The sequence below is a fragment of the Arthrobacter sp. 001422645 genome (assembly GCF_059816125.1).
This window is the reverse complement of sequence record NZ_JCBANT010000012.1, coordinates 41,524-65,667: the sequence shown is the minus strand read 5'-3', so window position 1 is coordinate 65,667 and position 24,144 is coordinate 41,524. Positions and strand designations below refer to the sequence as shown.

At 67.5% G+C, this 24,144-nt stretch carries 20 protein-coding genes; 6 read left to right on the top strand and 14 right to left on the bottom strand.

Going from position 1 to position 24,144, the window contains the following annotated elements; genetic code table 11:
• Window positions 1-31: 31 nt before the first annotated feature.
• A complete protein-coding gene (coaE, locus tag AC6EUH_RS13070; protein ID WP_499738896.1) occupies window positions 32-1,339 on the bottom strand; it encodes a dephospho-CoA kinase in 1,308 nt (435 codons plus the stop codon).
• A gap of 22 nt (window positions 1,340-1,361) precedes the next feature.
• Here coaE and AC6EUH_RS13065 point away from each other — a divergent pair, with 22 nt between their 5' ends.
• Both AC6EUH_RS13065 and AC6EUH_RS13060 read left to right on the top strand, forming a co-directional pair.
• Complete coding sequence (locus AC6EUH_RS13065; protein ID WP_235500344.1) at window positions 1,362-2,063, top strand: IMPACT family protein; 702 nt, start codon at window positions 1,362-1,364, stop codon at window positions 2,061-2,063.
• Window positions 2,047-2,571 carry a GNAT family N-acetyltransferase gene (locus tag AC6EUH_RS13060; RefSeq protein ID WP_499738895.1) on the top strand — a complete coding sequence of 175 codons (525 nt, stop codon included), beginning with the start codon at window positions 2,047-2,049 and terminating at the stop codon, window positions 2,569-2,571. Before AC6EUH_RS13065 ends, AC6EUH_RS13060 begins: the two co-directional genes overlap by 17 nt.
• Before the next feature lie 240 nt (window positions 2,572-2,811).
• On the opposite strand, the gene AC6EUH_RS13055 is transcribed toward AC6EUH_RS13060, so the two are convergent.
• From AC6EUH_RS13055 to polA, 4 genes are all read right to left on the bottom strand, one after another.
• Window positions 2,812-3,531 (bottom strand): nucleotidyltransferase domain-containing protein, encoded by a 720-nt coding sequence (locus AC6EUH_RS13055; RefSeq protein ID WP_056433917.1) that lies wholly within the window; start codon window positions 3,529-3,531, stop codon window positions 2,812-2,814.
• A 480-nt stretch (window positions 3,532-4,011) separates the two neighbouring features.
• Window positions 4,012-5,493, bottom strand: coding sequence for a 30S ribosomal protein S1 (rpsA, locus tag AC6EUH_RS13050; RefSeq protein ID WP_056433914.1), 1,482 nt, complete (start codon window positions 5,491-5,493; stop codon window positions 4,012-4,014).
• Window positions 5,494-5,692: 199 nt separating this feature from the next.
• Entirely contained in the window at window positions 5,693-6,982 is a 1,290-nt protein-coding gene (locus tag AC6EUH_RS13045) for a GNAT family N-acetyltransferase (RefSeq protein WP_499738894.1), read from the bottom strand.
• Window positions 6,983-7,047: 65 nt separating this feature from the next.
• A complete protein-coding gene (gene polA, locus AC6EUH_RS13040) occupies window positions 7,048-9,945 on the bottom strand; it encodes a DNA polymerase I (protein WP_082492849.1) in 2,898 nt (965 codons plus the stop codon).
• On the opposite strand from polA, the gene AC6EUH_RS13035 reads away from it, so the two are divergent.
• Entirely contained in the window at window positions 9,944-10,408 is a 465-nt protein-coding gene (locus AC6EUH_RS13035; RefSeq protein ID WP_156367669.1) for a hotdog fold thioesterase, read from the top strand. The genes polA and AC6EUH_RS13035 overlap by 2 nt on opposite strands.
• A 19-nt stretch (window positions 10,409-10,427) precedes the next feature.
• Here the strand turns inward: AC6EUH_RS13035 and AC6EUH_RS13030 are convergent, their stop codons facing one another.
• The 5 genes from AC6EUH_RS13030 to AC6EUH_RS13010 all read right to left on the bottom strand — a co-directional run bounded on the left by AC6EUH_RS13030 (window position 10,428) and on the right by AC6EUH_RS13010 (window position 14,354).
• Window positions 10,428-10,979, bottom strand: a complete 552-nt coding sequence (locus AC6EUH_RS13030) for a dihydrofolate reductase family protein (protein WP_056433908.1) — start codon at window positions 10,977-10,979, stop codon at window positions 10,428-10,430.
• A gap of 71 nt (window positions 10,980-11,050) precedes the next feature.
• On the bottom strand, window positions 11,051-11,272 hold the full coding sequence (locus tag AC6EUH_RS13025; RefSeq protein ID WP_499738893.1) for a hypothetical protein: 222 nt from the start codon (window positions 11,270-11,272) through the stop codon (window positions 11,051-11,053).
• Window positions 11,272-12,486 (bottom strand): inorganic phosphate transporter, encoded by a 1,215-nt coding sequence (locus AC6EUH_RS13020; RefSeq protein ID WP_499738892.1) that lies wholly within the window; start codon window positions 12,484-12,486, stop codon window positions 11,272-11,274. The genes AC6EUH_RS13025 and AC6EUH_RS13020 overlap by 1 nt, the downstream gene beginning before the upstream one ends.
• A 211-nt stretch (window positions 12,487-12,697) precedes the next feature.
• Entirely contained in the window at window positions 12,698-13,381 is a 684-nt protein-coding gene (locus AC6EUH_RS13015; RefSeq protein ID WP_056433900.1) for a hypothetical protein, read from the bottom strand.
• A gap of 103 nt (window positions 13,382-13,484) precedes the next feature.
• A complete protein-coding gene (locus tag AC6EUH_RS13010) occupies window positions 13,485-14,354 on the bottom strand; it encodes a universal stress protein (protein ID WP_056433898.1) in 870 nt (289 codons plus the stop codon).
• A gap of 160 nt (window positions 14,355-14,514) precedes the next feature.
• On the opposite strand from AC6EUH_RS13010, the gene AC6EUH_RS13005 reads away from it, so the two are divergent.
• Complete coding sequence (locus tag AC6EUH_RS13005) at window positions 14,515-15,246, top strand: hypothetical protein (protein ID WP_499738891.1); 732 nt, start codon at window positions 14,515-14,517, stop codon at window positions 15,244-15,246.
• On the opposite strand, the gene AC6EUH_RS13000 is transcribed toward AC6EUH_RS13005, so the two are convergent.
• Together AC6EUH_RS13000 and AC6EUH_RS12995 are read right to left on the bottom strand one after the other, a co-directional pair.
• A complete protein-coding gene (locus AC6EUH_RS13000; RefSeq protein WP_499738890.1) occupies window positions 15,243-16,556 on the bottom strand; it encodes an erythromycin esterase family protein in 1,314 nt (437 codons plus the stop codon). The genes AC6EUH_RS13005 and AC6EUH_RS13000 overlap by 4 nt on opposite strands.
• Window positions 16,553-17,935 (bottom strand): MBL fold metallo-hydrolase RNA specificity domain-containing protein, encoded by a 1,383-nt coding sequence (locus AC6EUH_RS12995; RefSeq protein ID WP_499738889.1) that lies wholly within the window; start codon window positions 17,933-17,935, stop codon window positions 16,553-16,555. The genes AC6EUH_RS13000 and AC6EUH_RS12995 overlap by 4 nt, the downstream gene beginning before the upstream one ends.
• A gap of 293 nt (window positions 17,936-18,228) precedes the next feature.
• Between AC6EUH_RS12995 and AC6EUH_RS12990 the strand changes: the two genes are divergently transcribed.
• Window positions 18,229-20,028 (top strand): long-chain-fatty-acid--CoA ligase, encoded by a 1,800-nt coding sequence (locus AC6EUH_RS12990; protein ID WP_499738888.1) that lies wholly within the window; start codon window positions 18,229-18,231, stop codon window positions 20,026-20,028.
• 9 nt (window positions 20,029-20,037) lie between these two features.
• Here AC6EUH_RS12990 and AC6EUH_RS12985 read toward each other — a convergent pair whose 3' ends face one another.
• On the bottom strand, window positions 20,038-20,553 hold the full coding sequence (locus AC6EUH_RS12985) for a TspO/MBR family protein (RefSeq protein ID WP_499738887.1): 516 nt from the start codon (window positions 20,551-20,553) through the stop codon (window positions 20,038-20,040).
• Window positions 20,553-21,380 (bottom strand): dienelactone hydrolase family protein, encoded by an 828-nt coding sequence (locus AC6EUH_RS12980; protein ID WP_499738886.1) that lies wholly within the window; start codon window positions 21,378-21,380, stop codon window positions 20,553-20,555. The genes AC6EUH_RS12985 and AC6EUH_RS12980 overlap by 1 nt, the downstream gene beginning before the upstream one ends.
• A 217-nt stretch (window positions 21,381-21,597) precedes the next feature.
• On the opposite strand from AC6EUH_RS12980, the gene AC6EUH_RS12975 reads away from it, so the two are divergent.
• Window positions 21,598-23,949: an FdhF/YdeP family oxidoreductase gene (locus AC6EUH_RS12975; protein ID WP_499738885.1), complete on the top strand. Its 2,352-nt coding sequence runs from the start codon at window positions 21,598-21,600 to the stop codon at window positions 23,947-23,949.
• Window positions 23,950-24,144 lie beyond the last annotated feature (195 nt).

Sequence of the window (24,144 nt, the reverse complement as noted above, 5' to 3'; positions counted from 1 at the left end):
CTACCGCCGGGCTCCGACAGGATGTCCTGATTCAGCTTTGGGCGGTACCGGAACCGCTGCGGTCCGGCCCGGTTCCCTGGTCAGGGACCGGCTCCCGGCCCGGTTCCCTGGACGGCGTCCCGGTCAGGGGCGTGTTCGGCGGCGGTTGCCAGCCGGTGCGCTGCGCCCACGCGTCCATCCGCGGTGCGGCGTAGTCCGTGAACCAGCTTTCTTTGTCTGCGGCGTAGCCAGCGGTGGACTCGTCCACGCCGTGCAGTTTGGCGACCCGGCGCTTCTCGGCGAGGTACGCGGACCGGGCACCCGCGTCGTCGCGCAGCCAGTCCCGGAAGCAGAGCGCAAACCGCCAGCCCGGGGACCCCAGGGCGCGGACGTGGAGATTGACGGCCCGGCCGGGGTCGGCGTTGCCGTGCAGCCGCTTCCGCCAGTCCGCCGGGTCCGGGTGTGAGGGCTTGGGGTTGTCGGAGGTGACGCCGGCCCAGCCGGGGAAGCCCGCGTCGGCCAGGAGCGGTGCGATCCGCTCCGCGGCGGCCATGTCCTCCACGCCGAGCTGGAGGTCGATCACGTCTTTCGCCGCGAGGCCGGGGACCGCCGTGGAACCGACATGGTCCAGGGCCAGGATGTCCTCCCCCACGGCCGCCCGCAGCCGGCCGATGAGCCGGCCGGCCTGCGCGGGCCACTCCGGGTTGGCGGGCGTGAGCACCGGCCCGCCCGCGCGGGGTGCGAGGCGGTGCCGGGACAGGTTCTCCGCGAATGGTGCCAGGCGGAACTTCCAGAGCCGGTCCACCGCATCCCGGAGTTCGTCCTTGGTCCCCGAGTTGTCCAGCACGACGTCGGCCGCCGCCAGCCGCTCGTCGCGCCCCGCCTGGGCGGCCATCCTGGCCCGGGCTTCGTCCGCGGTCAGGTGCCGGTGTTGCACGATGCGCTGCACGCGGACGGCGTCGGGGGCGTCGACGACCACCACAAGGTGGAAGTTCGCCCCCTGTCCGGTCTCGACCAACAGCGGGATGTCCTGGACCACGACGGCGCCCTTCGGTGCAGCGGCGGCCAGCGCGGCGGCCCGCTCCCGGACGAGGGGATGGATGATGCCGTTGAGCACGCCGAGCCGCTCCGGGTTCCCGAAGACGAGGGCGCCGAGCTTCGGCCGGTCCAGGCCGCCGTCGGGCGTCAGGATGGCCTTGCTGAACGCCCCGGCCACCTGCGCGAGCCCCGGCGTTCCCGGTTCCACGACCTCGCGGGCCAGGGCGTCGGCGTCGATCACCACCGCGCCGAGTTCACGCAGACGCGCGGCCGCCACTGACTTCCCTGAGGCGATGCCGCCCGTCAACCCGATTTTCAGCACCCCACCAGACTAAACTGATCCGGTGGCTGAAGGCGTGGATTATCCGGAGAGCAGGGCCACCGTTTACACCGTCCTGGCCGCAGGCCCCGAATTCCGCCACGAGATCGAGGTAAAACGCTCCCGGTTCATCACCGTGCTGCACCGCACCGCGGATGAGGACGGCGCCCGCTCGGTACTCGCGGGGCTCCGGAAGGAATTTCACGATGCGCGGCACCACTGCTCCGCGTTCGTGATCGGTCCGGACCGCAGCATACAACGCTCCAACGACGACGGCGAGCCGTCCGGCACTGCTGGCCTCCCCATGCTTGACGCGCTGCTGAGGCGCGAAACCGCGCCCGGTGTGACGGACCTCAGCGACGTGACCGCCGTCGTCGTCCGCTACTTCGGCGGGATCCTGCTCGGCGCCGGCGGACTGGTCCGCGCCTACTCCGAGTCCGTGACCGCCGCCCTGGACCGGGCACCGCTGGTGCAACGGCGGCGGCTGCGGATCTGCACCGTGGCGGTCCCGCACACGGCAGCGGGCCGGCTGGAGAATGACCTGCGCGCCGCGGGCTATGTCATGGCCGAAACCAGTTATGAGGCGCAGAATACTGTTCTGGGGCTTGCCCTGCCGGACGATCCGGCGGTCCTGGCCCGGGCGGGTGACCGGCTGGCCGGGCTGTCAGCCGGAACCGCCGTCTTGCTGCCTGGAGAAACGGAGTGGATCGATGTCCCCCTCAGCTGACCCGTTGCCCGCCCCAGTCCGGCTCGTCGACGTGACCGACGCGGTCCTGGAGCAGCTCCTGACCGTGGCAATCCAGGACGCCGACGCGGACGAGGTGACGCCTCCACTGGGCAGCGCAGCCGGCTGGAATTCGGAACGGATCAGCTGGTTCCGCGAATACCACCACGCCGCGGCGGGGCTTGACGGACCCGCGCAGCAGAAAAGCTGGGCGATCAGTTGCGACGGGAAACTGGCCGGTTCCATCCGGCTCAAGCGGAGCGGCGGGGGCTCCCTCGAAACGGGAATCTGGCTGGGCCGCAGCTTCCGCGGGCAGGGAATCGCCAGGGCGGCGCTTCGACTGGTGATGGACCGGGCTGCCGCGTCCGGCGCCACGGTCCTGGAAGCCGACACAACGGCCGGGAACACCGCGGCCCTCGTGCTGCTGCGCTCGGCCGGGGCCGAGCTGGAGGAAGGCCAGGCCTCCGACGCCGCCGCAGTTCCGGTCAGGGCCAGGATCCCGCTGCGCTAGCTGCGCATGTCCCACCGCCTCCCCTGCGACCCCCACCGGACATGCTCCACGCTCGCCGCTGCCGCTGGACATATACCCATCCTGCCCATCCGCCCGGCCCACCACTGCACATGTCCCACCCTGACGGTCAGGAACGCGGAAGAGGAGAGGACGACGGCGGCCGCAGCAGTAGGAACCCGGCGACCCACAACGCAGTCCCGCTGGTGGTGGAGTTGAGCAGGCCATGGCCGGGGCGTCCTCCTAAACGGCCGTGCCGGGGGCCAGGCGTGATCCGCGAAGGAAGCCTTCCATCAGGTATCCGCCGTTGGCCTCCAGTACCCGGGCGGCGACGTGGATGAGACGCTTCGCGCTGTGGTCCGGGGAGCCCGCCCAGTCCCGCAACGCGGCGGCGTCTATGTCCGAGGGCAGCTGTTCCAGCCGCCGGACCATCCATTTGCCCTTGCCCAGCCACTTTCCGTGCTGGAGGAGCAGGAGTTCCGCCGACTGCCGGAAGACCTCGGCAGCTGTCGCGAAGGTTTCCTCTGGAAGTGCCGAGCCCCGCAGGTCGTCGAGGGAGCTGCTCAGCTCGTACCGGCGCAGACCATGTTCCTGATCGGTCAGTGGTTCCGGCCCGTGCTGCATGTACAAACGGGCGTCCCGCTGCCATGCCTCCCCCAGCCCGTTGACGGCGAGAAGGACTCCCTGTGCGCATAGGTCCCCGAGGACGGCACAGCGTTCGGCACGCTCCCGTGCATACCAAAAGGCAAGGCTGGCCGGCGTATGGACAAACTCCTCAACAATCTGTCCGCGGTAACGCGTCGTCTGGGCGTAGTTGGCACCGCCGTCGGGGTATAGCACCACAATGTCCAGATCGGACGTGGGAGTGCTCCGGCCTTGGGCCGCGCTGCCCCCGAGGATGGACGCATCGGCGTCGGGGTGTCTCTCCGCTACAAAGGCGCGAGCCGCGCTGACCGGATCCATCAGCCAACAGTGCCTGATGGAAGCCTGCCCAGCCCGCAACCAGACGCCGCGCGCCGCGCAGAGCGGCAGGCCGCCGTCGGGTCGCCGGTCGACCGATGGGCATCTCCCCGGCCGAGCTGGACTTGATGCGCTGTGGCCAGGGGCCGCGGCCAGGACTGGGCATGTCCCGCTGAGCGAGTACCCACGACTGGGCATGTCCGGCTGGGCCCAACGCCGGCGGACCCTGAGAGCAGGGCATGCCCGGTACGCGTGCCTGGGACTGGGCATAACGCCCTATGTCCAGTTGCAGCGGCCAGGACTGGGCATGTCCAGCGGGGGCAAGTCTCAAACAATGGGCATGTCCCGCGGAGGTGGGCGTCCGCGGGGCATGTCCTTAAATGAAAGATGGCCGCCCCCCGGGGGACGGCCATCTTCACGGTGCTACTTCAAGCTGGCAACTGCCGGGCCCCGGGGAGGTGTCTCCCCGGGAACCAAGGGCAATTAGTTGCCGGTCAGCTTCTCGCGCAGTGCTGCAAGAGCCTCGTCGGAAGCGAGCGTGCCGCCACCGGTGGTGGACTCGGCTGCAGCCGGCTCGGAGGAGTAGCTGGTGGTGCCGGAGTCGCTCTCGCCGGACGTTGCAGCTGCAGCGTCGTCGGCAGCGTGCTGGGCAACCTGCTTCTTGTGGGCTTCCCAGCGGGTCTGGGCGTCAGCGTACTGCTGCTCCCAGGCGGCGCGCTGCGTCTCGTAGCCTTCAAGCCACTCGTTGGACTCCGGATCGAAGCCCTCCGGGTACTTGTAGTTGCCCTCTTCGTCGTACTCAGCGGCCATGCCGTAGAGAGCCGGATCGAATTCGGTGGACTCGGCGTCGACGCCCTCGTTGGCCTGCTTGAGGGACAGCGAGATGCGGCGGCGTTCGAGATCGATGTCGATGACCTTGACGAACAGTTCGTCGCCAACGGAGACAACCTGCTCGGCCAGCTCAACGTGGCGCACGGCGAGCTCGGAGATGTGGACCAGGCCTTCGATGCCGTCTTCAACGCGAACGAACGCGCCGAACGGAACCAGCTTGGTGACCTTACCCGGCACAACCTGCCCAAGGGCGTGGGTGCGGGCGAAGGTCTGCCACGGATCTTCCTGCGTAGCCTTGAGCGACAGGGAAACACGCTCGCGGTCCAGGTCCACCTCGAGAACCTCGACGGTGACTTCCTGGCCAACTTCGACAACCTCGGACGGGTGGTCGATGTGCTTCCAGGACAGCTCGGAAACGTGCACCAGGCCGTCTACGCCGCCCAGGTCCACGAATGCACCGAAGTTGACGATGGAGGAAACGACGCCGGGACGGACCTGGCCCTTTTCCAGCTTGTTGAGGAACGTGGAGCGGACCTCGGACTGGGTCTGCTCGAGCCATGCACGGCGGGACAGCACAACGTTGTTGCGGTTCTTGTCCAGCTCGATGATCTTGGCTTCGATCTGCTGACCGATGTACGGAGCAAGGTCGCGCACACGGCGCATCTCGACGAGGGATGCGGGCAGGAAGCCGCGCAGACCGATGTCGAGGATAAGACCACCCTTGACAACCTCGATGACGGTACCGGTAACGACACCGTCTTCTTCCTTGACCTTCTCGATGTCGCCCCAGGCGCGCTCGTACTGAGCACGCTTCTTGGAGAGGATCAGGCGGCCTTCTTTGTCTTCCTTGGTGAGCACCAGGGCTTCGACGAGATCGCCAACGGAGACGACGTCTCCGGGATCAACATCGTGCTTGATGGACAGCTCGCGGGAGGGAATGACACCTTCGGTCTTGTAACCGATGTCGAGCAGGACTTCGTCGCGGTCGACCTTGACGACGGTACCTTCGACGAGGTCTCCGTCGTTGAAGTACTTGATGGTGGCGTCGACTGCTGCGAGGAAGTCCTCAGCGGTACCGATGTCGTTAATGGCGACTACGGGGGTACCGGGCTTCTCGGTTGAGGTGATGGTCATGTAGTAGGGGCTCCGTTGTGGATAGTTAGTCGGTCAGGCAAACCGCTGCGCCCGCGTCGGCGACACGGGCACAGAACACGGCAAAGCGCCGGGTCATCCTGATTTGTGGATTATAGATGCGCGCACGTAGTACACGCCCGTTTAGTCTAGTCGCTTTCGTGAACGCGGGTCAAAGCGCATCGGGACCGTACAGACCCGCCTAGAAATGCGTCAGGCAGTGCGGTGCGCGTTCGACGGCGAACATGAGTCGCGCTGTCAGCGCCGCCCCGGGCGTGTGCTCGCTGATCCGTCCGGCGGCGGCGAGGGTCACCGGGCAGACAGCGCCCAGGTAGATGGATCCCAGGTCCGCGACGTCGAGGGAAAGGTCAGCTTCCGCGCCGTCCGGGGCAGCAGCAACCTTTGCCTCGCCGTCGCTCACGGACAGGGTGAACGTGCCGGCGGCCAAGCCCAGGGTGTCGCTGACGCGCAGGACCAGTTTGCCGTCGGAGGAGTAGCGCCTCGCGCCAAGGGCCTTCGCGGTGTCCAGCACGCGGAGCCAGAGCATGTCGGCATTCTCGCCGGACTCGATGCACCGCGGGTCCTCCAGGGCCCACGTCAGCGGGTCGTCCACAGGCGCTTCGGCCCAGGTGACCCGCTGAATCATGTCGATGCTGCCCAGGAACTGCCACAGCTCCAGGTACCCGGAATCGGTGGCCGCCACGAGGTCGATGACTTCCATGGTGAACGGCTTGGTGTCCCAGCCGGAGAACTTATAGGCGACGTAGCCGTCCACGTCCCCGTCGGCGTCGTAATGCAGGGCGCACCGGATCGACTCGTCCTCGGCGCCGTCCCCCCCGAGGGTGCCCGAGCTGCGCTGCCGGTAAGCATCCTGGCGGACAATGGAGCCCGGCGTGACCCGGTGGACGCGTTCGAACACGCCCGGTGCCAGTTCCAGGAGCACTTTCCGGTCGGCGATTTCCACCGAGCCGGTCGGGGTGTGCCGCAGCCGGAACCGCGGACCGGTGTCCACTTTGACGCTGCGCTCGAACGTCGCGACGCCGAAGCCGAACCGCCCGTAGATGGACGCTTCCGAGGCGGTCAGCGCGGCCATCGCCAGGCCGTCCGCTTTCGATCCGGCGAGGTCCTCGGTCATCATCCGGCGCAGGAGCCCCTGCCTGCGGTGGGTACCGCGGACGGTCACGGCGGTGATCAGCTGTGCTTCGAGCTGCCGGCCGTAGCCGACGTTGAGGTCCTTGCGGAGGGTCGCGAAGGTGGCGACGGGGGTGTCCGCCGCCAGCGAGTGGGCGGCAACGGCACCGGTCTGGTAGACGCCCGTCATCTCACGGTTGTCGGCACGGTACATGGCCATGACCTTGTCCACGAACTCGTCCTTGTGCCGCTCGTCGTAGAAGCCGATGCCGACGCCGCGCAGCCAGGCTACCCCCAGCGCGTAGTCCGGTTCACCCTTTTCGGCTGCGCGGAACCGCCGGATCTCATACTTCTCAGCCACGAATTTCTCCCCCTAGGAATCCTGCCAAATTACTTAACTCAGCTATTGCTCTGGCGAAGCGGGCGTCAGTGCCCTGCCTCGTACCAGCTGGAGCCGATGCCGATCTGGACATCGAGCGGGACCGTCAGCTTCGCTGCGGCGCCCATCTGCTCCGTCACCAGCTTCTCCACGGCCTCACGCTCGCCGTGCGCCACTTCGAGGACCAGTTCATCATGGACCTGGAGCAGCATGCGAGATTTCAGGCCCTGGTCCGCCAGCGCGCCGGCGACGCCCAGCATGGCGCGTTTGATGATGTCCGCGGCCGAACCCTGGATGGGCGAGTTGAGCGCGATGCGCTCCGCGTTCTCGCGCAGCTGGCGGTCCGTGCTGGTGAGGTCCGGGAGGTAGCGGCGGCGGCCTTCGATGGTGGCGGTGTAGCCGTCGATTCTGGCCTGGTCCACGACGCCGCGGAGGTAGTCGCGGACGGCGCCGAACCGGTCGAAGTAGTCCTTCATCAGGGTCCGCGCCTCGTCGACGGAAATTTCGAGCTGCTTGGAGAGGCCGAACGAGGTCAGGCCGTAGGCAAGCCCGTAGGACATGGCCTTGACCTTCGAGCGCATGGCGCTGGTCACCTGGTCCGTGGGCACATGGAAGATGTTGGAGCCCACGAACCGGTGCAGGTCCTCGCCGTCCTTGTAGGCCTGGATCAGGCCGGCGTCCCCCGAGAGGTGGGCCATGATGCGCATCTCGATCTGCGAGTAGTCCGCGGACAGCAGGCAGTCATAGCCCTCGCTGACTACGAAGATGCCGCGGACGCGCCGGCCTTCCTCGCTGCGGATGGGGATGTTCTGCAGGTTCGGGTTGTTGGAGGAGATCCGGCCCGTGGCGGCGACGTTCTGCGCGTACGTGGTGTGGATCCGGCCGTCGTCGGCGACGGACTTCTTGAGTGACTCCAGCATCTGGCGCAGCTTGGAGGACTCACGGTGTGCCATGAGCTGGACCAGGAATTCATGGCCGGTCTTCTCCAGCAGCGACTTCAGCGAGGCGGCGTCGGTGGTGTACCCGGACTTGATCTTCTTGGTCTTCGGGAGCCCCAGTTCCTCGAAGAGCACCGTCTGCAGCTGTTTGGGCGAACCCAGGTTCACTTCGTGGCCGATTGCGGCGAACGCGAGTTCCTGGGCGTTGTCGATCACCTTGCCGAGATCGGCAATCTGTTCGTCCATGCGCGGCATATCGATGGCGATTCCTGCGAGTTCCATGTCGGCAAGAACGCGGCTGACAGGCAGCTCAAGGGTGGTCAGCAGGTCCTGGGCCTTGCGCTCGGCCAGTTCCGTCTCGAAGTAGCGGCTCAGGGACTGGACGACGGCGGCGACGTGGACCAGCGCGCCGGCGGCAGCGGCGTCGTCCTCGCCGTCGAACGCCAGCTCCAGCTGGCCCGCTTTGGCCGCTTCGGTGGAGACACTGATGTTGAGGTGGTGCTGGGCCAATTCGGCCAGTTCGTAGCTGCGGCGGTCCGGCTGGATGAGGTACCCGGAGATCGAAGTGTCGTCCACCACGCCTTCTAAGCCCAGGCCCCGGCTGGTGAGGGCTTTGAGGGCCGCCTTGTAGCCGTGCATGACCTTGGCCGCGCCGGCGTCGCGGAGCCAGCCGGCCAGGACGTTCTCGGCAGCGGCGTCCTGCCCGGCGAGGTCGATGTATGCGGCCCCGCCGTCGTGGACGATGGCCAGGGCGGCGGCATCCTCACCGATCCGGCCGGGTACGAGGTCGACGGCGACGGCTGAACGCTTGCCAGCCCCGGACTCGAGGAAAGCGGACAGCTCGGCTGCGCTCGCCGGAACCACGAAGTCCGGGGTTTCGAGGCTTTCCCGCTCAGCTTCAGCAACCTCGCTGCCATAGAGCGCAAAAAGCCGGGTGCGGATGGTCTTGAATTCAAGCGCGTCGAACAACTCCTCGAGCGCCCCCTGGTCCGGCCGCGGCTCGGCGAGCTCGTCCAGCGTCACCGGGAGGTCGAGGTCCGTGTGAAGCCTGTTCAGCCGCCGGTTGCGCTTGACGTCCTCCACGTTGTCGCGGAGGGAGTCCCCCACCTTTCCGCCGATCGCGTCGAGGTTCTCCAGGACCCCCTCCAGCCCGCCGTACAGGTTGATCCACTTGGCCGCCGTCTTGGGCCCGACGCCGGGGACGCCCGGGAGGTTGTCCGCCGTCTCCCCCACCAGGGCGGCAAGGTCCGAATACTGGGCGGGGCTGACAAAGTACTTTTCCTGGATGGCCGCGGCATCCATTCGTGGAATGTCACTGACGCCCTTCCTCGGGTACAGGACAAACACGTTGTCCGTAATCAGCTGGAAGGCGTCACGGTCGCCCGATACGAGCAGCACCTCGAAGCCAGCCTTCTCACCCATGGCGGCGAGGGTTGCCAGGATGTCATCAGCCTCGTAGCCGGGCATCTTGATGGTCTTGATGCCCCACGCGCCCATGACCTTGTCGATGAGGTCGATCTGGCCGCTCATCTCCCGCGGAGTCTCGTTGCGTCCGCCCTTGTACTCGCTGTACTCGGCCTTGCGGTGGGTGGTGTCGTCCGAAACGTCGAAGGCGACGGCGACGTGGGTGGGCTTCTGCTCCTTGATCAGGTTGATGAGCATGGAGGTGAAGCCGTGGATCGCGTTGGTGTGCTGTCCCGTGGCGGTGGAGAACTTGTCCGCAGGCAGGGCGAAGAACGCCCGGAACGCCATGGAGTGACCGTCCAGGACCAGCAGGCGTGGCTGGTCCGTGATGGGAATGACGGGCGCCTCAGTGGCGGAAACCGGCTCCGCGGCCCGCGTGGACTTCCGGGCGGGCCCGGCCCCGCTCACTGAGGTGGACTCAGGTGCCTGGAAAACGTCTGCCGCGGTGTCTGCAGAAAGAGTGTCTGCAGCCAGGGTGTCTGCAGAATGGGGGGCTGGTGCCGGTTTGGTAGTTTCGCTCACAGGTGCCAGCCTAGTTGCCATGACGGACAATTTCACGCCGGGACCGTATGCCGCCGAACTGACGGCCGCCGGGATTCCCGAGGAGATGCACGATTGGCTGGGGCAATACGGCGTGGGCGCACTCGTGGTGAAGATGGGCATCCATTTCCTGGAGCTGAGTCCCGAGCGGACGGTAGCCACCATGCCGGTGGAAGGCAACACCCAGGTGGCCGGAATCCTGCACGGCGGCGCCCACGTGGTCCTCGCCGAGACGCTCGGTTCCTTTGCCGCCGGAATGCACGCCGGGCCGAAGCGGCAGGCGCTGGGTATCGACGTCAGCGCGACACATCACCGGGCCATCACCTCGGGCACTGTGACCGGCACGTGCACGGCCATCCATCTGGGCCGCACGCTCACCACGCACGAGGTCGTTATGACGGACGAGCACGGCCGCCGGCTGTCCACCGCGCGCATCACCAACCTGATCCGCGACATCGGCGCGTAGGCACTGGAGCGCCCAGGCGCTAGGCCGGGCTGCTCCCGAAACGGTAGCGGAGCTCCACGATGCCCCGGCCCAGGGTGTGCGAGGAGATCAGCTCAAGCGGCGCCGTCGGGCCGGTCATCGGCAGGACCGCTTTGCCGCTGCCCAGCACCACGGGAATGATGGAGATGATGATCTCGTCCAGCGCGGAGGCGTCCGCGAACTGGGCCGCCAGGACTCCGCCGCCGACGATCCAGACGTTCCGTTCTCCCGCGGCGGCCCTGAGATCCTCGACGAATTCCGCCACCGGCCCGCGGACAAAGGTCACGTCCGCGCCTTTGGGCACGGAGTGCTCGTGGTGCGTGAACACCCAGCACGGGGTCGCCGGATACGGCCAATTGTCAGGTTCGTGTTTCCGCAGCCAGGCGTAGGTATCCCCGCCCATCACGATGCAGCCGACATCCGCCATAAACGCGTCGTAGCTTTCCTGGCCGCCGGCGAAACCGTCGAACTGGAGCAACCAGTCCAGGTTGTCGTCCCGGGTGGCGATGAATCCGTCCAGCGAGGACCCCACAAAGTACTGGAAATCAGGCATGGCCCCAGCCTAGCCATTCCCGGCCGGGCTGCCCATCCCATCATCCGGAGCGCCGCGGCGCCCCTCTCCGGCTACTTGCTGAAGTAGGGAATGATCAGGTAGAGCCCGAACAACACGGCCAGGCCACAGAGGCCGAAGCACACGTAGGCGAGCGGCCGCACCCACGACGGCTTCGTTTCGTTGACGTCACCGGCGATAGCGGTCAGACGCACCCCGAGGGAGTACAGGACCACGACGGTCACTGCCGCGACGAGCGTTGCGCCCGCCACCTGAACCAGTTCCAGCCACTTCATTACAGTCCGCCCTTCGGCTCGTCCTTGGAGCTACTGACCGACATAGCCTTCTTTTTCTTGCGGAACCGCACAGCCTGGCCGGCTTGATCGACCTCGACGGCGTTGTGGTGTCCCACATGAGACTTCTTCGAGCGCAGGAACATGTACAGCACCGCGGCGGTGCCCGCTACGGCGGCGATGACCACACCCACGACGCCGGTCTGCACCAGCATGGCGGTGAGGGCCCCCACGATTCCCGCGGCGGGGAGGGTGAAGAGCCAGCCGAGCGCAATCCTTCCGGCCATTCCCCAGCGGACGCTGGTGCCACGCCGTCCCATGCCCGACCCGATGACGGAGCCGGAGGCCACCTGGGTGGTGGACAGCGCAAACCCAAGGTGCGAGGAGGCAAGGATGGCCGACGCTGTGCTGCTTTCGGCCGCGAAGCCCTGGGCGGGCTTGACCTCGGTGAGGCCGGAGCCCATCGTGCGGATGATCCGCCAGCCGCCGGAGTAGGTGCCGATCGCGATGGCTAAGGCGCAAGAGGTGATGACCCAGAACTGGGGACCGGAACCAGGGTCCTGGAGGCCCGCGGCGATGAGCACGAGGGTGATGATACCCATGGTCTTCTGTGCGTCGTTGGTTCCGTGCGCCAGGGCAACGAGGCTGGAGGTGAAGATCTGGCCGGTGCGGAAGCCTCCGCGCTTCTGCGTGAGTTTGCTGCCCGATTCCGGGTCGTGGCGGGAGGTCAGAGCATACGCGAGCTTCGTGCAGAGGTAGGCCACGGCGCCGGCGATGATCGGTGCGAAAATCGCGGGGAGGATCACCTTCTGCATGAGGCTCTCGAAGTTGATCGAGTGGATGCCGATGCCTGCGATGGCGGCGCCGATCAGGCCGCCGAAGAGCGCGTGCGAGGAACTCGAGGGCAGGCCCTTGAGCCAGGTGATCATGTTCCAGAGGATGGCGCCCATCAGCCCGGCGAAGATGATCTCCGGGGTGATCTGGATCCCGTCGGACCCTTCCTTGATGATGCCGCCGGACACGGTCTTGGCCACTTCCGTGGAGAGGAATGCCCCCACCAGGTTCAGCACCGCCGCGAGGGCGACAGCCGTTTTGGGTTTGATGGCACCGGTTGCGATGGGTGTAGCCATCGCGTTGGCGGTGTCATGGAATCCGTTGGTGAAGTCAAAAAAAAGCGCCAGCGCTATAACCAGCGCCACCATGATGGTGATTTCCACCTGTTGCCCAATCTGCAGAGTCGACGGTCAGAGGTTTCATTCCCCGCTGCCGGCATCGTTCACCCGGGATATTCCGGGAGGATGTGTGGCGTTCAGCAAAGTTGCCTGACGCGTTAAAGCGTACGGGGCATTGTCATCAGTGCAAAACAAGGCCAGCCGACGGCGCCGGCGCACTTCAACTGCCCGGCACTTCAACTGCCCGGCGATTCCGTCAGCCCTGGTGGAGGTCGGGCGTGCGTCCGGCGTCGATCATCCCGGCGATCTTTTCCTCCAGTGCGGCGAGGGTGGCGTCGGGGAGCACGATCAGTCCGTCCAGTTCGCGCCGCGCCCGCTTGTAGGCCGTCTGCCGCTCCGCCGGTGTCGCGGCGGCATCCGACGCGATCCGCAGCAGCTTCCGGGCCGTTGCGAGGCGTTCCCGTTCCGGTCCGGTGAAGTTGCTGTCCTTGATCCGCCGCGCCTCCCGCTCGGCGACGTCGAACGCCAGCTCGTAGCTGGTGACGGCCTCACGGTACTCCGCCAGCCGCGCCGGCGTCGTGATGTCTTCCGGCGTTCCGGGACGCAGTCCGTCGGCCAGCCGCTTCGCCCGGAGGAATGCGACGGTCAGGGGTTCGCGTACATCGGTCATGACTGGAAACTCGATGAGTTTGCCTACATCAAGCTCGTAGTCGAGCCACCGGCGATTGACAGTGTCGTGGCTGTCCATGAGCTGCAAGACCTGGGACCGGCTGGCCCGTTCCGCCTCCACGGCATTGTTGCGGAGTTTGTAGAGCTCCACCCGGCGCCGGTGCCGGCGTTCGCTGGCCTTGGACCATGACCGCGCCCAGCCGCCGAACAGACCGCTCAGTGGGAAGACAAGCCACCAGAAGTGGCCCACGAAATCGAAGAAGGGCTCCACTGCATCATCCTCCCATCCGGCCCGTGCAGGCTCAAGGGTCCGTCACGGGGAGAGCCCCCTCGGCTGAGGAGGCTCTCCGAGGGACAGCTGCCTGCCCCGGCGGTCAGGCCTCGTGCTTCACCTTGTGCACCCGGGTGACGAGGGTCGGGCACGGCACGTTGAGGAGAACGGCGTGGGCCGTGGAGCCGAGCATCATCCGGGAGAAGCCGCCGCGGCCGCGGCTGCCGATCACAAGGAGGCGGGCATCTTTGGCGGCGTCGACCAGTGCTTTGGCGGGTTCGGTATCAGTCTCCAGCCGCTGGTGGACGACGAGGTCCGGATACTTGTCGCCGAGCCCGGCCACGGATTCTGCCAGGACGATCCGGTCCTCCTCGAGGATCGTTTCGGCGAGGCCGCTCTTCGGCAGCTGGTTTTCGACCCAGCGCGCCGGCCGGCGGAAGGCGAGGACCACGGTCAACTCGTCGCCGCCCTTGTCCGCATCCGCGGCGGCGACGTCGACCGCCTGCAGGGACTCTTCGGAGCCGTCCACGCCGACCACAACGCCGGCGGCCCCTGCTTTGCCCTTCAGCGGGATCACGGCCGTGGGGATTTCCGAGGCAGAGACGATCTGCAGGGCCCGGTCCGTCAGCGGACCGCCGTCCATCCAGTGCTTGTCATGTTCGCCCACTACCACCATGGAGGCCTCGGTGGACACCTCCCGCAGCACGGATCCGCCGCTGCCATGGCGAAGCTGGATGTCAACCTTCACGTCGGGAGCCTGCTCGTTCGCGTCGGCCTGCGCTTTCTGGAGAAGCTCCATGCCTGCTTGCCTGATGACCTCGTGGTACTGGAAGTCCGGCGAAATCCATCGGTCATCCACCGCATGAATGATGGTGACAGGAACCTTGTCCCGGGTGGCCCGCTGCAGGGCCCACGTCAGCGCGGCCTCACTTCCGGCTGATCCGTTGATACCAACGACGATTGGTTTGCTCATTCTGAATCCTGCTCTTTTCCATGGCGCGGTCAATTCTGCATCGCATGATCGGGGCGGCGCGTCCGTAGTCGTCCGCCACTTCAGTGTGCGCCGGGGGGTCACCGCCGGTTAGGGCCTTAAGCCCCTCACTCCCCCTTGCCCGCCCGCATAGCGTCGAGCCATGAAGCAGGCCCCGCTGCCGGAACGCCTGCCGCAGCAGGCCGCTCCGCCCTCAGGACTGTTCCTCGTGACGGGAGCCCTCAGCGGCCTGCTCGCCGCCGCCCTGGGAGTGGCCGGCGGGATGCTGGAAATGGCGCTGACGGGCCCATGGCCTGACGCCGCAGACCCTGGCTACGCAGGGTATCTGGCGGCGAACCGGGCCCCGGTCCTTGCCCAGAGTATGTTGTTCGTCTTCAGCTCAGCTGCTCTGCTCTGGTTCCTCGGCTTCGTCCGGGCCCGGCTGCTGCGGGCGGAACCGGCGCCGGGCGCCGTATCCGGCATCGCCTTCGGCGCCGGCGCGCTGGCCGTGGGCCTGAATATCCTGGGCCAGGCAGCCCAGATCACTCTGACGCTCCCCTCACAGGCCCGGATTCCCACGGACGTCGCTGCCGCCGTGGCGGATCTGTGCCTCGTCACCCTGAACCTGGCCAACCTGCCGGCAGGAGTGATGTTCCTGGCCATCGCACTGCTGTCCTTGCGGTTGGGTGCCTATCCCCGGTGGCTGGGCTGGATTGCCGCGGCGGCGGCCACGGCGGCGTTCGTTTCCACGTTCTCACTGATTCCCGCGGAAGGCCCGCTGTCCCCGACAGGCGCCCTGACAACGGCGCTGCGGCTGGTGCCGCTGCTCTGGTACGTGCCGGCCGCCGTCGTGATGCTGCGCCGGCGCGGCGTCCGGTCGACGACGGCGGATTAGAAGCCGGTGGGCTGGGTTTCGAATTCCGGTTCCCGCGGCGGCCCTTCATGGTGCACGGGCCGCAACGCGGCGGTGTGCTCGAACCAGATCAGCGCGTCGTAGCGCTCGCCGATCCGGGTCGGAACGTAGTTCCCCAGCTCACGCCCGGGATGGTAGACCACGCCGATCGCCCGGTGGCCGAGCCAAGTGGAAAGCCACGGCCCGGACCTGTCCTCACCAAACTCCAGCACCGACGCCACGCCCAGGGCCTCATGCAGGAAGTCCTCGTGGCTGCCCGGGCGCGCCGGCGGCACCGGGAAGATCCTCTCCGGGTGGCCCCACGCTTCCGCGGCGAGCACTTCACCACGGTGCGAGGCGAGGCCCACCAGCATCACACCGTCCGCGGCGTGCCGTTCACGCAGCAACTGCCCCACGTTGACCAGCCCATCCTGGGCCATGTCCGTGGCCCGGGCGTCCCCCACGTGCGTGTTGTGCTCCCAGATGAGCCCCTTGGACTGCGGACCGAGATGCCGGCTGAGCCGGTCGATGGTGTCTGCCATGTGATGGTCACGGATGTTCCAGGACTGGCGGTCACCGCGGACCATGATCCGGTAGTAGTGCTCGGCGTTCGCCGCCACCTCGGCGTTCTGCACTGCATCGAAGGCGGCCTCGTCGTGGTCCCCCGGACCGGACACCCTGTTCCGGACTTCGGTGAGGAGGGCGATCACTTCAGCTTCACAGGACTGTGGCACCAGCCGGGTGCTCCAGGCGTACTGATGCGGATCCTCGTGATGGGGCAGGAAGCACTGCCAGGCGCGCTTGGCTGCCGGGACGGCGTCGGGGTCGTTCTCCTCCAGCCAGCCGATGATTTCGCGAAGCGAATCCCACAGGGAGTACACATCGAGTCCGTAGAAGCCGACCCGGCGGCCCGGCGGCCGGCTGAGATTCCACGTACGGAGCCAGTCCAGGAATGCGGCGACTTCCTCATTTGCCCACATCCACGTGGGCCAGCGTTCAAATCCGGAGAGCAGGGCATGGACGCCCTGGTCCCGCCCGGTCTCGCCGCGCACCCAGCCGTTGATGCGCCAGCAGTCGGGCCAGTCCCCCTCCACCCCGATCCAGTTGTAGCCTTCCTCCTCGATCAGGCGCCGGCTGAGGGTGTCACGCCACGTGTAGAACTCGTGCGTGCCGTGGGAGGCTTCGCCGATCGCGACGAAACGGCAGTCCGCCGCGCGCCGGACCAGCCCGTCCAAGTCCCGGTCGGACGTCAGCGGCCGCGCCAGCGAATGGATCTCGGCGAGGACGGCGGACTTCCTGACGCCGGACGTCACCGGGGGTCCTCGAGTGAGATCTTTTCAAGGTGCTCCGGAACCCTGGCGCGCCATCCCGGTTCGCGTTTGATCCGCAGGCGCAGGGCATCCGATGCGTCCGGTTCGCCGTGGGTGATGTACGTCATCCGGGGTTCCCTGGCGGCCGTCTTCATCCATGCGATGATGCCGTCCGCGTCAGCATGCGCCGACAGGCTTTCCATCTGGATGACCTCGGCCCGGATCGTGATGTCCTCACCGTAGATGCGCAGCTCGCGCCCGCCGGCCGCGAGGGCGGCGCCGCGCGTGCCGCCGGCCTGGTAGCCGCTGAGGATAACGGCGTTCTTCGGGTCCGGCCCGTAGGCGGCCAGGTGGTGCAGGATCCTTCCGCCGGTGAGCATTCCGCTGGCGGAGATGATGATCATCGGGCCGCCCCGCAGGTTCAGCAGCTTGGACTCATCCACCGAGCGGGTGAGCTTGGCCACCTTGTACATGTTCAGGTACTCCTGTTCTTTGAGCCGGTGTTCTTCCGGATGCCGCTGGTACATGCCGGAGGCGTCAATGGCCATGGGACTGTTGAGGTACACCGGGATGTCCGGGATCAGGTGTTTGCCGCGGAGGCGGGACAGGTGCAGCATCAGTGTTTCGGCGCGGCCGACGGCGAACGCGGCGAACAGGACCACGCCGCCGCGCTTCGCAACCCGGTTGATGATGTCCCCCAGCTGGTGTTCGGGATCGGTGGTGTCGTGTTTCCGGTTCCCGTAAGTGGACTCCGTGACCAGGACATCGGCCTCCCCCAGGGGCCGGGGCGGGTTCATCAGCGGGTCGTCCGTCCGGCCCAGGTCCCCGGTGAAGTGCACGGCGTGGGATCCGATCCGCACGCGGACCTGGGCGGCGCCGAGGATATGCCCGGCCGGCAGGAACGTCATGTCCATCCCGCCGCCGAGGTCCAGCGGATCGTCGAAATCGTGAATCTTGAAGCTGTTGAGGGACTTGACGGCGTCGGCGGCGGTGTACAGCGGCAGCGCCGGACTGTGCCTGGACGATCCCCGGTGCGTCGCGTACCGGGCCTCCTCCTCCTGCAGGTAGCCGCTGTCGGGCAGGAGGAGCTTGCACAGGTCCGTGGTCCCGTCGGTGGCGATGACCGGCCCGGTGAACCCGTCCCGCACCAGCGCGGGAACGTAGCCGGTGTGGTCCAGGTGCGCGTGCGTCAGGACAACGGCGTCGATCGAGTGCGGCGGGACGGGGAAGGGCGCCCGGTTGCGTTCACGGCTGCGCTTGTAGCCCTGGAAAAGCCCGCAGTCGACCAGCACCCGTTTCCCGCCGGCCTCCAGCAGGTACCTGGAGCCGGTGACGGTGTCCGTGGCTCCGAGGAAACGCAGGGTGGGCTCCTGATGCTTCATGACGCTCCCGTTCCCGCATGGAATGACCTGCCCCGGGACGCAGGAGCACAGCTGACACGCGGAGGTGATGTACACCCAGCTTCCGCCCGCGCCGCACCCGCACCTAGGGCCGAAAGTCACGAACGCCGCGCGGCCGCACCGGGCCCGCGGCAGGCTCGGCGGCGGCCGCCGCCGCACGCAGTCTCCGGCATCCCCGCGGCCGCCGCCGCATGCGGCCGTGGGCACCGGTAGGATTTTCCGGCGGGCCCTTTGGTTCGCGGACACCCGGCGGATTGAAGCGGCAAGGACTGATCATGAAGAAGAAATCCACGCGGGCTGGCGCCAATGCCAGCGCCGCGGCCCCGCCTGCGGACGGCGCGGGCCACCAGCCGGAGCCCCGCTGGAGCGACCGCCCGTGGACCCGCTCCTACGGGCCCGGTGTGCCGGCGCGCCCGGCCCTCCCCAAGGGGTCGCTCGTGGACCTCGTGGACAACTCAGTGCGCCGCTACGGGTCCAAGGCCGCCCTGGAATTCTTCGGCGCCCGCACGAGCTACCGCGAGCTGGGCACCCTGATCAGCCGGGCCGCCGCCGGCCTGCAGAAACTCGGAGTCAAAGCAGGTGACCGGGTGGCCCTGGTCATGCCGAACTGCCCGCAGCACATCGTTGCCTTCCATGCCGCCCTGCGCCTCGGCGCCGTCGTGGTCGAGCACAATCCCCTCTATACCGACCGGGAGCTGCGCCACCAGTTCGAGGACCACGGCGCCGTCGTCGCGATCGTCTGGGACAAGGCAGTGGAGCGGGTCCGCCAGCTGCCGGCCGACGTCGGGCTCCGCAGTATTGTCTCGGTGGAACTGATCCCGGAGATGCCGCTGCTGCAGCGCCTGGCGCTGCGGCTTCCGGTCCCGGCGGCCCGCAAGGCCCGCGCCGCACTGTCCGGCGGCACGGGGCAGCGGAAGGGCGGGCCGGCTCCTGCCGCGCGGCCGGTGCTGCCCTGGCGCGAGCTCCTTCACGCCGGCGAACTCAAGAAGCGACATCCGCGTCCCGCGGCGCAGGACCTTGCCGTCCTCCAGTACACCTCCGGCACCACCGGCCAGCCCAAGGCCGCCATGCTCAGCCATGCCAATCTGCAGGCCAACGCCGCACAGGGCCGGGCCTGGGTGCCGGGACTCAAGGACGGCCGGGAAACCGTGTACGCCGTGCTGCCGATGTTCCACGCCTACGGACTGACGCTGTGCATGACCTTTGCCTTGAGCATCGGCGCGAAGCTGGTCCTGTTCCCCAAGTTCGACGTCGATCTGGTGCTGAAGGCGCTCAAAAGGTCACCGGCGACCTTCCTGCCGGCGGTGCCGCCGATCTACGACCGGATCGCCGCCGCGGCGGCGGAACGAGGGATCGGGCTGGAAAGCATCCGCTTCTCGATCTCCGGCGCCATGAACCTGCCGGCGGCGACGGTGGAGACCTGGGAGAAGGCGACCGGCGGCTACCTGATCGAGGGCTACGGATTGACCGAAACGTCGCCCATCGCGATCGGCAACCCCTTCGGCCCCAGCCGCAAACCGGGAACGGTGGGAGTGCCGTTCCCGCTGACGGACATCCGGGTGGTGGACCCGAAGAACACCGCCCTGGACGTGGCGCCAGGCGAGGAAGGCGAACTCCTCATCCGCGGCCCCCAGGTGTTCAGCGGCTACTGGAACCGGCCGGACGAAACGGAGGAGGCACTCCTCGACGGCGGCTGGTTCCGGACCGGCGACATCGTCTCGGTCGACAACGACTACTTCGTGACGATCCGGGACCGGATCAAGGAACTCATCATCACGGGAGGCTTCAACGTCTCCCCCAGTGAGGTGGAGGATGTTATCGCCACCTTCGCGGGCGTCTCAGACGTCTCCGTGGTCGGGCTGCCGCGCCCCGGGGGCGGCGAGGACGTAGTGGCCGCCGTCGTGCCGATCCCGGGAACCACCCTCGATCCTGACGCGCTCCTCGCTTTCGCCCGGAAACACCTGACCGCCTACAAGGTGCCGCGCCGGGTGGTGGTGTTGGATTCCCTGCCGCGCTCGCTGATCGGGAAGGTCCTCCGCCGGGAGATCCGGGACACGCTTGTGGCAGGGCGCTGAGGCGGCGGCCTATCCCTGCCGGCCGGCCGCCCGCGGATTGAGTGCCGCGATTGCCGTCGACAGGACAGTGGCGAAGCCGCACCACAGAGCGTAGGGGGCCAGGGACGCCCCGGCGCCGCGGTTGAGTCTGTACGTCCGCCGCACCAGGTCGGCGCTGCTGGCCGTCAGCACGGCGCACTCCGCCGCAGCCAGCCACGGCTGGCGGCTGCGCCAGAAGAGCCAACTCCACGCTGCGTTGAGGACGAGGTTCGCGGCCAGGGCACCCCGGTAGGCGCGGATCTCCTGCTCCGCGGTCTTGCCGCCGGGGACGTCTGGCACATCGTTGCTGTCCAGCGCGACGGCCGAACTCACGGCGAGGTCCGCGTAGAGCGCCGTCCAGACCACCGGGAAGGCGATGGCGGGCGGCTGCCAGTCCGGTTTGCGCAGCCGCCGGTACCAGGCACTCTCCGGATCCGTCGCCACTCCGCCGGCCGCCGCCGTCGCGGCGGTCGCAGCCGCCGTCCACACCACTGTCATCAGTTTCATCACTTCTCCTCGGTTTTCGTCGTTGACGCGGGCTCAGGGTGCAGGCGCTCGCCGATGAACTCGATGGTCCTGTCCAACGCGGCCTTCGTCGGGTGGCCCGGGGTGTCTACCAGGTCCACTGTCAGGACGCAGTGCGCGGACTGGGCGATCCCGAACGGGTTGCCCGGCGAGGAGTCGATTTCGATGCTTTCGAAGCTCTCACCGAATTCGCGCCGCATGGTTGCGAAACGGGCCGCCGGACACCCCCGGTCATTGCTGAACCGCAGTCCCAGGATTCGAAGCCCCTGGCTGGTGCGGTCCTTCATCCGCGCCAGCTCCTCGTCATCCAGCCCGACGGCGGCCCGCCGCCGCGCGGTCAGGCCCGCCGGCAGCGCGGGCTGGCTCATGACCGGCGCCAGGACGGCGGGTTCGAGGGCCATGGCGAGGGCGAAGCTCCCGGTCATGCACATGCCGATCGCTCCGACGCCGGGACCGCCGCATTCCCGATGCGCCTGGGCGGCGAGGGCGCGCAGCCAACCCGTTGCCGGACTGCTCCGGTCCGCCAGCACGGCGAATTCGCGGGCAATGCACACTTTTGCGATGGACTTCGCGATGGCACGGCCGCCCGCTGCTTCGCCGGGCTTCCCGAACATGGAGGGAAGGTAGACGGTGTAGCCCCGCCCGATCAGCCGCCGGGCGAGGTCCAGCACGCCCGGATGGATCCCGGGAACTTCGTGGATCAGGACCACGGCCGGGCCCGCTCCCGCCCGGAAAACCTGGTGGTGGATGCCTCCGTGGCTGAAGGTCGACTCTGTGAAGCCCTCCAGCGTTTCCTGTTGCTCCGGCATGCAAGGCCCCCTTCGGTTCCGGGGCGGCACTGTCCGGTTCACTTCAGCCACCGCGCGTACCGCACATGCTACGGAACAGCGGGGCCGCCGTCGACGGCACTAATCCCTTGCGGCACTCCCGGCCACCTGATAGGCCTGCAATGGGCCTAAAGGTAGGGTGCTTGGTAGTAGAGACGCGCCGGCCTGAACAGGCGGTGGTTGCAGAAGGGAAGTTCACGTGACCCGCAAGAATCCCATGGTCGAGGATAACGACGAAAAGGACCTCGTGGTCGGCGACGGTCCAAAGGACTGGGCCGCCGGCATCCCGGGGGTGCTGCACTCCATGAAGCCCGCGATCGAACACATGGGCCTGAACCGCACACGCAAGACCGTCCTGGCGATGAACCAGAAGGACGGTTTCGACTGTCCCAGCTGCGCGTGGCCGGACCCCAACCACCGCAAAGCCTTCGAGTTCTGCGAAAACGGCGCCAAGGCCGTCACGTGGGAAGCAACGCCGGTGGTCATCGCCCCGGAGTTCTGGGCGGAGCACTCCGTCAGCGAACTGCGGACCCGCTCCGAGTACTGGCTGGGGATGCAGGGCCGACTCACCGAACCGGTGCACAAACCGGCCGGCGAGGACCACTACAAGCCGGTGAGCTGGCCGGAGGCGATCCGGATCATCACGGACAAGCTCAAGAGCCTGGACTCGCCCGACGAGGCAGCCTTCTACACAAGCGGCCGCACCTCCAACGAGGCCGCCTTCCTGTACCAGCTGATGGTCCGCGGCTACGGCACCAACAACCTGCCGGACTGCTCCAACATGTGCCACGAGTCCTCGGGCTGGGCCATGGGCCAGACCATCGGGATCGGCAAGGCCACCGTCAATTTCGACGACTACGCCCACGCGGACCTCATCATCGTTATGGGCCAGAACCCGGGCACCAACCACCCGCGCATGCTGACCGAACTCGAGGCGTGTAAGGACAACGGCGGCGAAATTGTCGCCGTCAATCCCCTGCCGGAGGCCGGCCTGCGCCGGTACAAGAACCCGCAGAAGGTCAAGGGCATCATCGGCCGCGGCACGGAGATCGCCGACCAGTTCCTGCACATCCGGATCGGCGGCGACATGGCGCTGCTGCAGGCCCTCTCCAAGCGGGTGCTCGACGCCGAGGACCGCAACCCGGGCACCGTCCTGGACCACGCGTTCCTCGCCGAGCACTGCGAGGGGCTGGAGGAACTCAAGGAACACCTCAGTCTGCTGGACGAGGACGCTGTGCTGGCTGCGACGGGCCTGCGGACCGAGGAAATCGATGAACTCGCCGCCCGCTACCTGAAGGCCGAGAAAGTCATCATCACCTGGGCCATGGGCATCACGCAGCAGAAGAAGGGCGTGGCCACCATCAAGGAGATCATCAACCTGCTCCTGCTGCGCGGCAACATCGGCAAGCCGGGCGCCGGCGCCTCCCCCATCCGGGGCCACAGCAACGTCCAGGGCGACCGCACCATGGGCATCTGGGAGCAGATGCCGCAGTCCTTCATGGACTCCCTCGGCGAGGAGTTCGGCTTCGAACCGCCCCGCGAACACGGCGTGGACGCCGTGGAAACCATCAACAAAATGCGCGACGGCGGGATCCGGGCCTTCGTCGCACTCGGCGGCAACTTCGTCGGTGCCATCTCGGACACCAACGCCACCGAGGCGGCCATGCAGAACACCGAACTGTCGGTCCAGATCTCCACGAAACTCAACCGGTCCCACACCGTGACCGGCGCGGAAGCGCTGATCCTGCCCACGATGGGCCGCAGCGAGATCGATATCCAGGAGTCCGGCCCGCAGTTCGTCTCAGTGGAGGACACGGTCTGCGCCGTGCACCCCTCCTGGGGCCGGGTCGAACCGGTCTCGCACCACCTGCTCTCCGAGCCGGCCATCGTCAGCCGGCTCGGCAAAGCGCTGGTCGGAGACAAGATTAAGGCCGACTGGGACGGTTACGAGAAGAACTACGACCTGATCCGGGACCACATCTCGCGGGTCGTCGGCGGCTGCGAGAACTACAACGAGCGCATCCGGCAGACGGGCGGCTTCATCCTGGCGAACGGGCCCCGGGACTCCAGGACCTTCCCCACCCCCACCGGCAAGGCGGTGCTGACCGTGAATCACCTGGAGCACGTGGAGAAGCCGGAAGGGACGCTGATCCTGCAGAGCATGCGCTCCCATGACCAGTTCAACACCACCATCTACGGCCACAACGACCGGTACCGGGGCATCAAGAAGGGCCGCCACGTGGTGTTCGTCAATCCGGAGGACATCGCCGAACTGGGCCTGGCCGACGGGATGTTCGTGGACATCCGGGGCGAGTACAAGGACGGTGCTGAGCGTATGGTCCGCCACTTCCGCGTGGTTTCCTACCCCACGGCCCGCGGCTGCGCGGCCGCCTACTACCCGGAAGCCAACGTGCTGGTCCCGCTGAACCACACGGCCGAGGGCAGCAACACGCCCGTCTCCAAGGCCGTGATTGTCCGGCTCGAACCCAGCGCGGACCAGACCCCCGACGGTGCGGCTGCCGTGGCATCCGGCGCCGCCAGGACGCACTAGGGCACCGGCTCCCCCGCGCGCACTCCACGGGACATGCCCCGTCTTTGACGCGACCACTGGACAGAACACCAATATGTCCAGTCCGGCGCGCACAGGCAGGGCATGTCCCGTGTGGCCCAATTCCGGCTCCACGGGACATGCCCCGTCTTTGACGCGACCACTGGACAGAACACCAATATGTCCATCCCGGCGCGC